We start from the raw sequence: 13,303 nt of genomic DNA on the forward strand, positions 1-13,303 counted from the left end.
CAGCGTAAATGTATCAGGAACGAGCCAAGTTCAAAAAAATATCCTGGGTGAGATCTTCGGCCTCGGCAGTGTTGCCCAGCATTTTACAGGCAATTCCATACACCAAGCCGGCATGTCGGTCGTAGAGAATGGCCAGAGCTTGTGACCGGCCTGCTTTTAGGGCTGCAAACACCTCTGCATCGGTTTTTTCCTGCAGGGATCCCTCAGCTTTGTCGCCCTCGATCTTCATGAGCGGGAAGAGGAAACGGGATGGAAGAGAGAGAGAAACTGCAGAGGCACAAGCATCGCCCAGAGTAATCCAAGCAGGGCAGCGGCTTTCATAATTTATCGTCTGCATAGGCGAAGGTCAACCCTGACTTGTGGGGAAATAGAAGGCCCAATCCTGAGCTGGGATCGGGCCGGGTCAAGGATCAACAGCAGCAACGATCTCAAAACGATTCCAACAATTGGTTCCAAATCAATGAATCCAAAACATTGATTAATGTTGATTAACCTTGATTTAGATAGGCAAATGGGAATCGGCTTTCCTAGAGGGCGGCCAAGCCAAAGAACGGCCCACCCGGCAGGGTGCCCAGGGATGTGGCCCGACCGGTGTTTAGGTCAATTCGATACAAGGTGGAGCCGCCGATGGCAAAGCCGGTATCCACTCCATCAGCAGTACGGATGTCAAACCCACCCATAGGGCCGAAGTTCACCCCCAGAGGGCCAATGGGCACCTGAACCCCATCGTTGGGGGGATTCTGCAACACCAGCAGGTTCCGTTGCCCGTCGATGTTCAGCAGCCGCGTGGATTGGGCACCCGCCACATTGTTGGTGTAGGCGGCGGTGATGGCCGGCTGGGATCCCTGTAGTTCCATTGGGCCAAAGGCCAAAGGTCTATCTTGGATCACTTCGCCCGTATCCACATTGATGCGGAAGTTCTGGCCATTGGCTCCCACCAAGCGCAGCCGATCCGGAACAGGGTTGAAATCCATGCCAGAAAGCGTGCCCGCGGTGAAGGGAACCGACAGAGTGCTGGCCACGGTAGCGACACCGGTCTGCAAGTTGATGGTGTAAAGGATGCTGGTGTCGGTCAGCCCGTAAAGCAGCCGGTTGGCAGGACGCACATCGATACCAATGAGGTTGCCGTTCACTCCTGTTACCGTCAGGGATCCTTGCACAGAAGCATCGGCGGAGCGGATAAAGGTGAGGCGGTTGCCGCTGCTCAAATCCACCAAATCCGCTTGGGAAGGCATCATCGAAGACGAAGTGCTGCTGCCACAGCCCAAGAGAGCAAAACTGCCGGCTATCACAGATGCTGCTACAAAGCTTGTGTGTTTGTGCATTGAACAGGCTCCTCAAAAGATCGACAAACCATCAAAACCACTGACAGACAAGCCCCCCTAAACCACAGAGCCTGTGGCTGCAAAGCGCTGCAGTGAAAACTTTTTTGCCCTCAACCCAGAGAACTCTGCGATTCCCTCTGCCTTGTACTGAAGGCAGTTGTTCTCTGCGATGGCAGCGCATGGGGCGCGTCTGTAGAAATTACTCAACTCCCCAGAACTCGGATGCCTGGGATCCAAGCTTTTTGGCCCAGACTTTAACTGGAAGCGCTGGTGTAAAAGCGCAGGGCAAAGCGCCAGAAAAGATGGGATCCCCACAACAGCCCTGCCGCCAGCAGAGCGGATCCCAGCAGCCACGGCCATTGGGCTCGCCCCAGCAGGGTCTCCGCCGGGATGGTGGTCAGGAAAGCCACCGGCACGACGAAGGTGAAAAACACGCGGTAGGCCACCGGATAGGCCACTATCGGAAATCGTCCTGCCTCTACTAGGCCCCGCAGCACCTCGGTGACGTTGTAGATTTTGACAAACCAAATGCTGGTGGCTCCCAACATAAACCAGAGGCTGTAGAGGATGATCAGCCCCAGCAGCAGAGGCAGCAGCCCCAGAGCATAGGCCCAAGCAGGCAAATGGAGCTGGATCCCGGCGTAGAGAATCAGCAACAGGCCAAAGCCGATATCCACCAGGCCCCAGGGAGAAAACACCCTGGCCGACAGCCAAAACTGGCTGCTTATTGGCTTTAGCAAAACAAAATCCAAGGTGCCTTCCTGCACCTGCTGCACAATGCGATTGAGGTTGACGTTAAAGAGACTGGCCGACACCCCCTGCAGAATGGTGAACACCCCCAACACGATGAGGGCTTCCGGCCAACTCCAACCGCCCAGCCGGTGCCCCTGCTGGTAAAACAACGACAGCCCAAACAGAGCGGATCCCAAGCCACCCAGACTGCTGAGGCTGGCAAAGAAAAAATTGGCACGGTACTCCATTTCTGCCGCGATTGAGGTGCTCCAAAACAGCCACAATATCCGCAAATAGCGCAGCACCTTGGTTTTCTCCAATCTCAGCTTTTATCCCACTTGCGGTAACAGCGGGCGGTAATGAAATAGGGGTGAAACACCTCCAAAAAACAGCTTTGCAGCACCTGAAAGAATTGCTCTACCTTTTGCGGGTCGTCCAGGTGAAAAGGAAACTCGCCGTTAAACCCCTTGAAAAAGTACCAGTTGATCAAAAGCTTACCTGACGGCTTGAGCCAGTCGTAAAACTGCCGCAACTGCGCTGCCGGATCCGCCAGATGTTCCACCACATCGAAGCAGATGACCGTGTCAAAAAAGATCTCTTCTGGGAAGTTTTCTGGACAGTGGATGCGCTCGGTTAAGCCCAGCTTTTCCGCCCGCCATTGCACAAACTGCCGATGGATGGGGTTGATATCCCAGAAGATCACCTGATCCACCGCTGCGCAGAGGGCCGCCCCGATAGCATGGGTGCCGATGCCGCCGCCAAAATCCAACACCAACCCGCGGGCATGATCCGCCACCAGGCGTAAGGTATCGCCGATGTAGTCGGTGCTGCTCAGGTGCCAAGCCGCCAAATCCAGCAGATAGGCGGATCTCACCTGATCCCGATAAAACGCATCTGCCCGATCCCAGCCAAAGTCTCGCCGGCCCAACTCCGCCAATTGCTGCTGCCCTGCCCGCAGTTTCTCCCGCAGATCGGCAGCCCCAAGGCCCAGGAAGGATCCCAGATGGGCTTCTAGGTCAAAGGCATTTTGCCAGTAGCCGCTCAGAGCAGGTGGGATGGGGGGCACAGGAGGATTCAGAAGACTGGTTGGGTTGGCTTAGGCAACAGTGAAATCCTCTTCCTCTGGCTGAGCCAGGTTTTCCGGGTTCGGCTCCGTGTCTTTATTAAAATCAAAGGTGGATGGGGATGTAGAGCTAGCAGCATCCAGAGGCTGCAATAACTTGGCTAGGGTTTCCGGGCTGAGTCGATCCGTTGTCTCCACAATTGCTGTTACGTTCGGCCCAAACCTTATCTTATCTAGGAGCTGAAGGCGATGGGACAAAACCCGTTTTCCGTTGACGAATAGGCCATTGGTGCTGGGCCTGGATCCCGGACTGCCATCGAATACCATGTAGCTGTACTGCAGGGATCCCTGTGCAGTTGGCCCTGAACCTGGGATGCGGATGAGGGAAGCGTGTTTCCGAGAGACGCAGGGATCGTAAAGGCGAATATGATTGTCTTTAGACCGTCCCACTGAGTAATAGATACTATCCAGAACAACCCCCCTCTGCCCCAATCGATCCCTGAAGATCAAGACCCAGTGAACAGGGACAGGCTGAGTACTGCAGCGAGCAGAAGAGGCCATGATGAATCAAGCTGCACCTAGAGTCGCTGGTGTCAACAAAAGGGAAACTCAATAAAGGTGGGTAGTCACTTAGCTCTTAAAGGCCAAAGCAGCAGCTGCTTTCCCCATTATAAGTAGCCATCCCCCTGAGTCCAAAAGCCCAAGTTCAGCTAGGAGTAGGGGTGTTGCCGAAACAGAAACCGGCCCAGAAAACCCATTCTTATTGGTCTAAGATGCATCCAGAGTTACCCCGTTTTGGGGAAGAACCCTGAGAGCTCAACTCTCGGCAGGCTGGCGAGCAGTCTAGCATGCCCAAAGTCTTTTAGACTAGAGCGCAGGGAGGTAGGTTGCAGGTTTGGCTTGGACAGGAGATCATAGAGTTTCGTCGAAACCCAAAGCTCCCATTGACAGCGTGACGGTGGAACACAAGCACATTCAGTTAGACAGTCGGCCCGTTGGCCTGAACACAGCCACCGGTACCATCAAAGCCCAGTTGGACTTGCTACTGCTGGGGTTGGAGTCCCTGAGCGGAGAAAGTTCCGAAGCGGTTCTGGCCGCAGCCAAAGCCCTCAACTTGGAAGAGCAGATTGGCGACCGGGTGACCCTCTGGCGACTGCGCAATGCTAACCCCTTGCGCCGCAGCAGCGGTGGGCGCAAAAAGGTCGATATCGAAGAGGCCCGCGCCCTGGTGATGGTGATTGCCTATCTGGCTGCTCAGCAACAAGCCCGTATCCGCAGCACCTTGGAGCAACTGGAAGCCGCTGTCGATCAAGAGCTCAGCCCCTTCCGTCAGCCGCTGGTGGGAGATTACTTGGATGAATTCCTCTCTCACTACCGCAGCCGCATGGTGGATGGGGACGTGCGCGATGAGAATAGCCTCACCGAGCTGGCCCTGCGCATCTTGATTGAGCTGATGTTCTACAGTAGCCCGAAAGGCGCTCAGCGCCTGTGGAAAGCCTTGCTCAGCCGTCCTGAGATGGATTTGCCTGCCGGCAGCGATCTGGAAGAAGAGGGGGTAGCCCACAGCTCCGGCCCCGATGCCTCACCCTCTTCTTGAGGCAGTTTTGTCAATTATCGCCTCTGTAGCCCTCTACCCGTGTTGTTCGCCCGCAGTTGCCATGCCCAACCTTACCCTGGTTAGCCACACCTATCAACAGCCCACTTCTACGCTGACTGTACGGGGAGAAGCCCCTGCCGATTCCAATTCTTCAGACTCCTCTGCAACGCCGCCGCTGCAAGCCATCCAGCGCAGCTTCGAGTGTCAGTTGGAAATCCGCCAGGGGGAAACGGTCAAAACTTTACACGGCGATAACGTTTGGCTCAACGATTTGATCACCGTAATCGACCGCTACGTGGGATCCCACTTGAGTGGGGAACCCAAGGGAACCTTCAGCGGTACCGTGGCCATCCGTCCGCTTGATTTTATTTTTCATCGTCTCACGGTGCGCCAAGGGGAAGATCGCATCGCACAAGTAGATCTGTCGATGACGCAGTTGTACGACCTGCTGGAGAACCTCTCCCAGGTGGCCGACGATATTCCCCAACTGGCCAATCTGGGAACTCCGGTGACGCGGGCTTGGTATCGACAGCCCACTGGGATCGCGGCCCTGCTGGTGGGCGGGATCGCAGTTGTGGCCGGTGTTGGGATCTGGGCCAGTCGCCCCCCTAGGGATCCCACAGCTTCCCCTTCCCCGCAAGAGCAGCTCACCATCCCTGCCTTGACGGGTCAATCGCAGCCTTTGGCCACATCCCTCCAAGAATCTGACCCAACAGCGGGAAGAGAGGCAGCAGGGGCGGATCCCCTTTCCCGTCTGCGAGACATTTTGGCAGAGCAGTGGCAGTCTCCCCCCGATTGGCCAGAGAGCTTGGTCTACCGGGTAACGGTGGATAGGACGGGATCCCCCCTGGCCGCCGAGCCGGAGGATGCGCTGGCCCGGGAGCGTCGCGCCGAAACCCCCTTTGCCAACCTGCCCGATCTGACACCGGATCCCTTGCCGGCAGGCGCCCAACAGTTCCGCGTCAGCCTAGAGCCGGGCAACCAGGTGGAAGTGACTCAGGACAGGTAGGCATCTTGACAGGCCAAGCTGGGGTGGGTCAGCACTATAGTCTACCTAGGGATGTTATCGATAGTCACTTCAGGTTAGGGTGAGACCCGTGGGCCACTGAGAACAGCTCTCTGGCCCCCTGCGTTCAACGTTTTAGGTGTTGGGTGCATTGTCCCAGTTTGAATCGAAATAACCCTACTTTCAGGGCCAGGGGATTAGAGGAAGCAATCTGACCCTGAAGAGTAAGCCAGAAAGAGAGAGGCCGCCGAGTTGGGAGAGCCAGGGCCACACTGGCGACGCCGCCAATGCCGAGGCGCAAAGGCTCTACCGACCGCATCTGAGAGGTTCACCCGGCCTCAGGGGACAAGGGCAATGAGGGTAAAGTGGAAGAGTTTCCTCTATTCGGATCGCTGCCACTCTATGACCGCAACCATCGAAGTGCCTAAGCGAGGCTTACCTGTCACCATCATCACAGGTTTTTTGGGCAGTGGGAAAACCACCCTTCTCAACCACATCCTCAACAACCAGAAAGGGATGCGCACAGCGGTGCTGGTCAACGAGTTCGGCGAGATCAGCATCGATGCGGAACTGATCGTCTCCAGCGAAGAAGACTTGGTGGAGCTGAACAACGGCTGCATCTGCTGCACCATCCGGGACGACATCGCCGAAAGCGTGTTGCGGTTGATGGAACGTTCCGACAAGATCGACTACCTGGTGGTGGAGACTACGGGATTGGCGGATCCCTTGCCGGTGGCCCTCACCTTTTTGGGGCCAGAATTGCGAGATCTGACGCGGCTAGACTCGATTATCACCCTGGTAGATGCCACCAACTTTGCCCCCGATCTGTTCAACAGCAACGTGGCCTACAGCCAAATTGCCTATGGGGATGTGATTCTCCTCAACAAAATCGATTTGGTCGAGGAAGCCGAGATCGAGCGTCTGGAAAAACGCATCCGCGAGATCAAAGAAGATGCCCGCATTTTGCGCACCGTCAACAGCGCAGTTCCCCTGGAGCTAATCTTGGATACCGATTTGTTTCAGGCCAGTTCCTTGCCCCAAGAAGAAGCCCACGTTCACGACAGTCACGACCACCATGACCATGAGCACGATCATGACCACCACCACTCCCATCACAGCCACATCGAGGCCGACGGCTTTAACTCCCTAGCCTTTGAGAGCGATCAGCCCTTCTCTTTGGATGCTTTCCAAAATTTTCTCAACGAGTTGCCCGATGCAGTCTTTCGTGCCAAAGGGGTGTTGTGGTTTGAGGAAAGCCCAGAGCGACATATCTTTCACCTCAGCGGTCGGCGCTATACCCTCAGCAGCGATGATTGGCCTCGCCAGCCCAAAAACCAGTTGGTGCTCATCGGTCAGCGGCTCGATACAGCCCGGTTGCGGGAAAAACTCCAGGCCTGTATTGCCCGTCCGGCCACGCGGGGTCGAGGGTTTGGTCGCTGAATCAGGGATTGGCGGCAGTCCAGGCTCAAAACAGTCGGGCAATGTTCCAGCAGCCTCGATCATGAAGCCCTGAGGTGATGGCCCACTCTCCATGTCCGACATCTTTGTGATGATCCGCAATCAGGCCAACAACGCGCTCACCTCTATCGATGGGATCCCTTTTCTCAGTTTCCTGGAGCGAGAGGGGCAGTTGATTGCAGAAGAAACCATTGAGTTGATCTATGCGGACGCTGGATTTGATGACCTGCCAATTGGAGAATACACTGTGGGGGTACGGCATGAACGGGTGGAACCCCCGAAAGCCACCTGCCCGGTAAGCATTACCTCTGAGGACGAGGTTGTTTTGGTAACATTTGTTTACCTTGAGCCCGAGCGGGTTCTGCTGACTATTCACGTCTCTGTGGAGAAGAGGTTGTAGCTATGACTGTCAAGGTCATCCCATCGCGCTCGATCAAAGCCTTTCGCTATCGGGTGTTTTGTTTGGGACAGGATCTCTGGAATGCCCGGGATCCGATTAGCCGTGCCAACCTTGCTCTGCAACTGGCGGATGCCGCTACGACTTTGGCCCGAATGGAAGTCCAAGCCGCTCAGCCCTTCAGCTCAAGCCCTTCCTATTCCCTGCCGGAAGCTGGCCATAGGTAGCCATCGATCCAGCCGGGAATCGAGGCCAGACGCAAGGGATCCCGCCTACTCCCACTCGATGGTGCCAGGGGGCTTGGAGGTGATGTCGTAAACCACGCGGTTGATGCCGGGCACCTCGTTGACGATGCGGTTGGAAATGGTGGCCAAGAGGTCGTAGGGAACTCGCGCCCAATCGGCGGTCATACCGTCTTCGCTGGTAACCAGCCGCACCACCACCGGGCAGGCATAGGTGCGCTTATCCCCCATCACCCCTACCGACCGCACCTCTGGCAGCAGCACGGCAAAGGCTTGCCAAAGTTTGGGATAGTAGCCGGAGCGGTTGATCTCCTGCCGCACGATCATGTCCGCTTCTCGCAGGGTTTCCAGCCGTTCTTTGGTAACCTCGCCTACAATGCGGATGGCCAGCCCCGGCCCCGGAAAAGGATGGCGGCCCACAATCTCTTCCGGCAGACCCAAAGAGCGGGCCAGTTGCCGCACCTCGTCTTTGAAGAGCTTGCGCAAAGGCTCTACCAGCTTAAAGCGCAGATTTTCGGGCAGGCCGCCGACATTGTGATGGCTTTTGATCTTGACGGCAATGCGTTCTCCAGTAACCGGATCCACATGGGTATTGGCAGACTCGATCACGTCTGGGTAGAGAGTGCCTTGGGCTAAGTACTCAAAAGGACCCAGCCGCTGGGATTCTTCCTCAAACACGCGAATAAACTCTGCCCCAATTCGTTTGCGTTTTTCTTCGGGATCGGTAACCCCCTGCAACTGCCGGAGAAACCGCTCCTGGCCATCCACGTAGTGGACGGGAATGTGAAATTGCTCTTGGAAAAGGCGCAGCAGCCGCTGGGGCTCTTCCTTGCGCATAAACCCTTGGTCGATGAACACGCAGGTGAGCTGGTCGCCGATGGCCTTGTGCAGCAGAAAAGCCAAAGTAGAGCTGTCTACCCCCCCCGAGAGGGCCAACAGCACCTTCTTATTGCCCACACGGGCACGTACCTCTCGAATGGCTTCCTCCAGAAAAGCTGCCGTTGTCCAGGTGGGCTCGCAACCGCAGATGTGATAGACAAAGTTGCGGATGAGAAAGGCGCCAGCCTCTGAGTGGGCCACCTCCGGATGAAATTGCACCCCGTAGAGACGACGCCTTGGATCGGCAATGGCGGCACAGGGGGTGTTGTCGGTAGAGGCCAAGGTGTGAAAGCCCGGCGGCAGTTCGGTAACCGAATCCCCGTGGCTCATCCACATGATGCTGTTTTCCGGCAGGTTGGTGAGCAGGTCGGTGGGATCCAAAATGTGCAGAGCGGCACGGCCATATTCCCCCTTCTGGGCTGCTTCCACCTTGCCCCCCAACTGCTGCACCATGAGTTGCATGCCGTAGCACACCCCCAGAACCGGGATCCCTAGGTTCCAAATCTCGGGGTCACACACCGGAGCGGCTGGCTCATACACCGAGTTGGGGCCCCCGGAGAGGATAATGCCCTGCGGTTGCAGTTGCCGCAGTTGCTCAGCAGTGGTGCGATAGGAAAGGATTTCCGAATAGACGTGGGTTTCGCGGATGCGGCGGGCAATCAGCTCAGAGTACTGGGATCCAAAATCGAGAATGACGATCATCTGGCGCTGCACTTCGAGGGGGGAAAGGCCGGAACTGGGAGGAGATGCAGAAGGGATCACAAAACCTGGCACAGTGCACAATAAAAAAGCCGGTCCAAGAGACTAGCTTGGCTATGGATACGATGGATACGAAAGAAACATTAAGGGCTCTTCCATGGTAACAGGGGTGGAGAGCTTGCACGCGGCTGCCTCCTCTAAAAAGCCTCTGTCAGGCTTGCCGAGAAAACAGCGCTTCTCGGAGGAGTCTCGCCGAAAAACCGCCTGATGAGCCCCTGAAAAAGCTGGCCACCGGCTGGGCATGACTCCCGCCAACAACGCAATACAGAAGCCAGATGACCTAGCAAAGTTAAGACTTATGATCGTGAAGGAGCGCTCCAGGCCGGTGGGGGTATTGGTAGGGATCCGCAGTGCCATTTTTTTATGTCGATTGTTGCCGAGTCCTTTCAAACCTATCTGCGCCGCCGCCGTCGTCTTCTAGCCCGCCGTCTCAAGCGACAGCAGGGCTGGGTCGTGGTTTTGGCTCTGCTGGCTTTGTACTTGCTCAGTTGGGATGCGCTGGGCGAAGATGGGTCACTATCGCACCTGTGGAGGGGACAACCCCTGTGGCTGGTGTTGATCCCGCTGTTGGGGGGAGGGCTGTACAGCTTGGGCGCCGGGGTGATCTGGATGCTGCGCCAGCGCTGGTCTGCCCAGCTGTTGGCCGAGATGATCAGCTTGCCCCATTTGACTTTGGCTGCCCTGATCTGGCTGGGGTTAGCCGTTTGGGGAGAGCACCTTTCGCCTTTCCTGTTGCGACAAAAAAACCAATTGTTGGCGGGCCTGTTGATCGGTTGGCTGTTGGCCCAGGGGTGGAGTTTTTTCCAGACAGGTTGGGTAGTAGAGGCTGGGCAACTGTGGGCCGACTATCTGCAGGAGCTGCGCGGTTCTGTATTACAGCCCTGCTACCAGCGCCTGGAAACCTGTCGTCTTTCGCTCCATCTTTACCACGCCATTTGGCAAGACCTGCAACTGGAAGAACTGGAGGCCCAGCACCTGATTCAACTGTTGTCTGAGTCGTTGCTGCCGCTGACCCTGCCGCTCAAGGTCTATGCTCAGCGGGTTCACCATTGCTGTCAGCAGTTGGCAGCCCTGCTGGCGCAAATGCAGGAGCGGGTAGAACGGCTGGAGCAGGTGCTTTTGAATGTAGAGCTGGAGTTGGCCTCTCATCAGTTGCTTCAGGCTCAGCCGCAGCCGATTAACTTGCTGGCGGAAGATTGGGCCAGCTGTCAGGAGCTGGATTTGCAGGAGTTGGTTTGCTTAAACCAAGAGCTGCTGGGCACCGACCGTTCTTTGCAGGGCTTGACCCAAGAGCTGAAAGGCTGGGCCGACAGAGCCATCCCCGCTGGATTGAAACTGGGATCCCTGGGATGAAGAAGGCTGACGCTTCTTCCTCTGAGCCCCCACAGCTCAAGACGCTGTGGGAAAGCTGGCTGGCGGAGCTGGGTTGGCAGCCTTCTGAACAGCAGCAGCAACAACTGCAACAGCTCTATCCGCTGGTGATGGCCGGAAACCGAACCCAGAACCTGACCCGCATCACCGATCCCATCGACTTTTGGGAGAAACACCTGTGGGATTCGCTGCGGGGCCTACGCCTGCTGGGATCCTGGGAGGCAATCCAAGCTCAGCCCTGGCGGGGGATCGACATCGGCACCGGGGCAGGGTTTCCAGGGATCCCGGCCCAAATTGCCCTGCCTCAGGCCAGCTTTACCTTGCTGGACAGCACCCAACGCAAGATTGCCTTTGTACAGGACACCTTGCAAAGGCTCTCCCTCACCCAAGCGCGGGCAGTGGCTCAGCGGGCCGAAATTTGGGGGCAAGACCCGCAGGAACGGGGCAGCTATGATATTGCTCTGGCCAGGGCTTTGGCCTCGGCGGAGACCTGCGCCGAGTATTGCCTGCCTCTGCTCAAGGTGGGGGGACGCGCCATCCTCTATCGCGGCCATTGGACCGAGGCAGAAGCCCAAACTTTGGAGCAGGCCCTTGAGCTCCTGGGCGGAAAACTGATCCATGTAGAAGCCTTCACCACACCCCGCAGCCGTGGGGTGCGCCACTGCCTACTGCTGGAGAAAGTAGCCCCCACGCCGCCTCCTTATCCCCGCTCTCCCGGCACTCCCAAACGCCAACCGTTGGGCCAAAGCAATCGCCCATGAAGGTTAGGATCCTGAGTTTCCATCTTGCTACAAAAGCTTCTCCCAATTCTCGGACAAAAAGCTGCAAGGATAGCTTTGCAAATGCCATTGGGAAGACTAAGATGTGGTTGGCATGAGGTTCGGATTGAGCGAATGGTTTAACCAGGTGAGCCTCCGAACTGAACGCTAAAGGGTAAGGTTCGGAGTGTGCTACGCCATGACCATTTTTGTGGGTAATTTGTCCTTCAAGGCCAGCGAAGAAGATCTGCGGCTTGTGTTTGCCGAATACGGCACCGTTAAGCAAATTAAGCTGCCGGTGGATCGGGAGACTGGCCGTAAGCGAGGTTTTGCCTTTGTGGAACTGGAAAACGAAGCCGATGAGCAAAAGGCCATCGACGAGCTGGATGGCGCTACTTGGATGGGCCGGGATCTGAGGGTCAACAAGGCGTTGCCTCGGCAGACCAGCGCAGGCGGTCGGGATGGCCGCTCTTCCCGCTTTTGAGTTAACATGCATCTACCCTTTCTCAGATGAGGTTTGAGCCAGGGATCCCAACCCGCGATCCCTGGTTTCTAGCGCGTTCCTGAGAACACTCTGCCCAGAAAGGCCAGGCTAAACCAGGCGGAGGCCACCAGGACGATGGCCGGGCCGGAGGCCACATTGAGGTAGTAGCTGGCGTACATCCCCAGCAGGCTGGCGCTCACCCCAAATAGGGATCCCAACAGCATCACCTGGTGCAATCGAGGCACCACCAGATAGGCGGTTGCCGCTGGCGTGATCAGCATGGCCAACACTAAGAGCACGCCCACTGCCTTCATGCTGGCCACCAACGTCAGGGAGGTGAGCACCATCAGCCCCCACCCCAGCCGCTCGGTAGGCAGGCCGGCTGCTTTGGCCCCCAAGGGATCGAAGCTGTAAAAGGTCAATTCCTTGAAGAAGAGGGCCACTAACCCCAACACCAAAAGGGTGATGCCCACCACTGTCAGCACATCGACAGCATTCACCCCCAGGAGGTTGCCGAAGAGGAAGTGGTTGAGATCGATGCGAGCCCGCCGTTGGATCAAAGTGATCAACAGGATCCCCAAGGCAAAAAAGGCCGAAAAGACGATCCCCATGGCTGCATCCGGCTTGAGGGGGCTGGCGGAGCGGATCCATTGAATTAAGAGGGCGCTGAGGAGACCGGCCACAAAGGCTCCCACAAACAGGTTGAGGCCCAGCATGTAGGCAATGGCCAGGCCCGGCAGCAGCGAATGGCTGATGGCATCCCCCAGGAGGGCCAAGCTTTGCACCAGCAGATAGCTGCCCACCACGGCACAGAGAATGCCGACGGCCACCGCCACCAGCAGAGCCCGTTGCATGAAGGCAAAACTCAAGGGATCCGCCAGGCTGTGCCAGAGCCATTCCATAACGTTGTTGACCTCAAACTCTCCCTAGGCAGCTGAGTCCAGCAGCAGGGCTCGGCCATAGGCCCGCTGCAACACCGCTGGCTGCAACACCTCCCGCGGGGATCCCTGGGCAATTAAGACACGGTTGAGGAGGAGCACTTCGTCGAAGTAGGCCCGGGCCTGCCCCAAATCGTGGTGCACCACCATCACGATGTGGCCGGCATCTGCCAGCTCCCGCAACACCTGGAACAAAATAGCTTCGCTGGGCTGGTCGATCCCGGCAAAGGGTTCGTCAAGGGCGTAGATCTCCGCTTCTTGCGCCAAGGCCCGCGCCAGGAACACCCGCTGCTG

At 57.1% G+C, this 13,303-nt stretch carries 15 protein-coding genes and 1 pseudogene; 8 read left to right on the plus strand and 8 right to left on the minus strand.

The features are described from left to right. Positions 1-13: 13 nt before the first annotated feature. The 5 genes from NW819_RS06315 to NW819_RS06335 form a co-directional block, all read right to left on the minus strand. Positions 14-229 carry a sigma factor gene (locus NW819_RS06315; protein ID WP_414413238.1) on the minus strand — a complete coding sequence of 72 codons (216 nt, stop codon included), beginning with the start codon at positions 227-229 and terminating at the stop codon, positions 14-16. A gap of 298 nt (positions 230-527) precedes the next feature. Next, a complete protein-coding gene (locus tag NW819_RS06320) occupies positions 528-1,325 on the minus strand; it encodes a DUF4394 domain-containing protein (RefSeq protein ID WP_414413239.1) in 798 nt (265 codons plus the stop codon). 254 nt (positions 1,326-1,579) lie between these two features. Next, entirely contained in the window at positions 1,580-2,362 is a 783-nt protein-coding gene (locus tag NW819_RS06325; protein ID WP_414349888.1) for an ABC transporter permease, read from the minus strand. 17 nt (positions 2,363-2,379) lie between these two features. Then, positions 2,380-3,123, minus strand: a complete 744-nt coding sequence (locus NW819_RS06330; RefSeq protein ID WP_011432803.1) for a class I SAM-dependent methyltransferase — start codon at positions 3,121-3,123, stop codon at positions 2,380-2,382. Between the two features lie 30 nt (positions 3,124-3,153). Next, a complete protein-coding gene (locus NW819_RS06335) occupies positions 3,154-3,570 on the minus strand; it encodes an FHA domain-containing protein (protein WP_238376925.1) in 417 nt (138 codons plus the stop codon). A gap of 502 nt (positions 3,571-4,072) precedes the next feature. On the opposite strand from NW819_RS06335, the gene NW819_RS06340 reads away from it, so the two are divergent. From NW819_RS06340 to NW819_RS06360, 5 genes are all read left to right on the plus strand, one after another. Beyond that, entirely contained in the window at positions 4,073-4,717 is a 645-nt protein-coding gene (locus NW819_RS06340; RefSeq protein ID WP_011432801.1) for a DUF3038 domain-containing protein, read from the plus strand. Then, positions 4,698-5,726, plus strand: a complete 1,029-nt coding sequence (locus NW819_RS06345; protein ID WP_414413240.1) for a DUF4335 domain-containing protein — start codon at positions 4,698-4,700, stop codon at positions 5,724-5,726. The genes NW819_RS06340 and NW819_RS06345 overlap by 20 nt, the downstream gene beginning before the upstream one ends. Positions 5,727-6,125: 399 nt before the next feature. Beyond that, positions 6,126-7,163 (plus strand): CobW family GTP-binding protein, encoded by a 1,038-nt coding sequence (locus NW819_RS06350; RefSeq protein WP_414413241.1) that lies wholly within the window; start codon positions 6,126-6,128, stop codon positions 7,161-7,163. 91 nt (positions 7,164-7,254) lie between these two features. Continuing rightward, the gene (locus NW819_RS06355; protein ID WP_414329244.1) at positions 7,255-7,581 is read left to right on the plus strand and encodes a hypothetical protein; all 327 of its coding nucleotides are present in this window, start codon (positions 7,255-7,257) and stop codon (positions 7,579-7,581) included. Between the two features lie 2 nt (positions 7,582-7,583). Beyond that, on the plus strand, positions 7,584-7,805 hold the full coding sequence (locus NW819_RS06360) for a hypothetical protein (protein ID WP_011432797.1): 222 nt from the start codon (positions 7,584-7,586) through the stop codon (positions 7,803-7,805). A gap of 45 nt (positions 7,806-7,850) precedes the next feature. Here the strand turns inward: NW819_RS06360 and guaA are convergent, their stop codons facing one another. After that, positions 7,851-9,401, minus strand: a complete 1,551-nt coding sequence (guaA, locus tag NW819_RS06365) for a glutamine-hydrolyzing GMP synthase (RefSeq protein WP_414331898.1) — start codon at positions 9,399-9,401, stop codon at positions 7,851-7,853. A gap of 420 nt (positions 9,402-9,821) precedes the next feature. Here guaA and NW819_RS06370 point away from each other — a divergent pair, with 420 nt between their 5' ends. The 3 genes from NW819_RS06370 (at position 9,822) to NW819_RS06380 (ending at position 12,071) form a co-directional block, all read left to right on the plus strand. Next, positions 9,822-10,811 (plus strand): hypothetical protein, encoded by a 990-nt coding sequence (locus NW819_RS06370; protein ID WP_414413242.1) that lies wholly within the window; start codon positions 9,822-9,824, stop codon positions 10,809-10,811. Further along, positions 10,808-11,590, plus strand: a complete 783-nt coding sequence (rsmG, locus tag NW819_RS06375) for a 16S rRNA (guanine(527)-N(7))-methyltransferase RsmG (RefSeq protein ID WP_414413243.1) — start codon at positions 10,808-10,810, stop codon at positions 11,588-11,590. The genes NW819_RS06370 and rsmG overlap by 4 nt, the downstream gene beginning before the upstream one ends. 196 nt (positions 11,591-11,786) lie before the next feature. Further along, complete coding sequence (locus tag NW819_RS06380; RefSeq protein ID WP_011432793.1) at positions 11,787-12,071, plus strand: RNA recognition motif domain-containing protein; 285 nt, start codon at positions 11,787-11,789, stop codon at positions 12,069-12,071. 68 nt (positions 12,072-12,139) lie between these two features. On the opposite strand, the gene NW819_RS06385 is transcribed toward NW819_RS06380, so the two are convergent. Then, positions 12,140-12,973, minus strand: coding sequence for a metal ABC transporter permease (locus NW819_RS06385; RefSeq protein ID WP_011432792.1), 834 nt, complete (start codon positions 12,971-12,973; stop codon positions 12,140-12,142). Between the two features lie 24 nt (positions 12,974-12,997). Next, a pseudogene (locus NW819_RS06390) lies at positions 12,998-13,303 on the minus strand (manganese ABC transporter ATP-binding protein); the annotation flags it as partial.

The sequence above is a fragment of the Synechococcus sp. R8-2 genome (assembly GCF_047461715.1).
Lineage (GTDB): Bacteria > Cyanobacteriota > Cyanobacteriia > Thermostichales > Thermostichaceae > Thermostichus.

What these genes read in the sequence shown, in the direction of transcription:
- NW819_RS06320 (WP_414413239.1), bottom strand. Translation starts at nt 1,325, where the DNA reads ATGCACAAACACACAAGCTTTGTAGCAGCATCTGTGATAGCCGGCAGT.
- guaA (WP_414331898.1), bottom strand. Translation starts at nt 9,401, where the DNA reads ATGATCGTCATTCTCGATTTTGGATCCCAGTACTCTGAGCTGATTGCC.
- NW819_RS06350 (WP_414413241.1), top strand. Translation starts at nt 6,126, where the DNA reads ATGACCGCAACCATCGAAGTGCCTAAGCGAGGCTTACCTGTCACCATC.
- NW819_RS06360 (WP_011432797.1), top strand. Translation starts at nt 7,584, where the DNA reads ATGACTGTCAAGGTCATCCCATCGCGCTCGATCAAAGCCTTTCGCTAT.
- NW819_RS06355 (WP_414329244.1), top strand. Translation starts at nt 7,255, where the DNA reads ATGTCCGACATCTTTGTGATGATCCGCAATCAGGCCAACAACGCGCTC.
- NW819_RS06380 (WP_011432793.1), top strand. Translation starts at nt 11,787, where the DNA reads ATGACCATTTTTGTGGGTAATTTGTCCTTCAAGGCCAGCGAAGAAGAT.
- NW819_RS06385 (WP_011432792.1), bottom strand. Translation starts at nt 12,973, where the DNA reads ATGGAATGGCTCTGGCACAGCCTGGCGGATCCCTTGAGTTTTGCCTTC.
- NW819_RS06315 (WP_414413238.1), bottom strand. Translation starts at nt 229, where the DNA reads ATGAAGATCGAGGGCGACAAAGCTGAGGGATCCCTGCAGGAAAAAACC.
- NW819_RS06370 (WP_414413242.1), top strand. Translation starts at nt 9,822, where the DNA reads ATGTCGATTGTTGCCGAGTCCTTTCAAACCTATCTGCGCCGCCGCCGT.
- NW819_RS06345 (WP_414413240.1), top strand. Translation starts at nt 4,698, where the DNA reads ATGCCTCACCCTCTTCTTGAGGCAGTTTTGTCAATTATCGCCTCTGTA.
- rsmG (WP_414413243.1), top strand. Translation starts at nt 10,808, where the DNA reads ATGAAGAAGGCTGACGCTTCTTCCTCTGAGCCCCCACAGCTCAAGACG.